Source organism: Bowmanella yangjiangensis, from assembly GCF_017255015.1.
In the GTDB taxonomy this organism is placed as follows: domain Bacteria; phylum Pseudomonadota; class Gammaproteobacteria; order Enterobacterales; family Alteromonadaceae; genus Bowmanella; species Bowmanella yangjiangensis.
The window spans coordinates 1-381 of record NZ_JAFKCS010000693.1; the positions used below are offsets into that span (position 1 = coordinate 1).

At 72.2% G+C, this 381-nt stretch carries 1 protein-coding gene; it reads left to right on the forward strand.

All coding sequences use genetic code 11. From position 1 onward, the window contains the following. Positions 1–381, forward strand: a 381-nt coding sequence (locus J0A65_RS26290) for an AraC family transcriptional regulator ligand-binding domain-containing protein (RefSeq protein ID WP_206597126.1), incomplete at both ends; no start/stop codon positions are given.

A 381-nucleotide genomic window follows, 5' to 3' on the forward strand; every position in this document is an offset into this window, starting at 1 on the left:
TGACCCAGGCGATCCTGCACGCCGCCACGCGCCTCGGCCTCGAGCGCCAGCCCCTGCTGGACGCCTGCGCACTGCACGACGAGCAGCTCGTCGACCCAGATGCGCGCATTCCCTTCGCCGCCCAGCAAGCGCTGTGGCTCGAACTGGACAGGCGCCTGCAGCACCCGGAACCGGGGCTGCTGCTGGGACGCAACCTGACGCCCGGCCCCTTCAGCGTCCTCAGCTACCTGCTGCAACGCAGCGCGACGCTGGGCGATGCGCTGACCGCCGCGCTGCGCTACCAGCGCCTCGGCGGCGAGGGTGGCGAGCTGCAGGTCGAGGAGCAGGACGACACGCTCTCGCTGCTCTATCGCCCGCTGTACCCCCAGCACCCGGCGACCC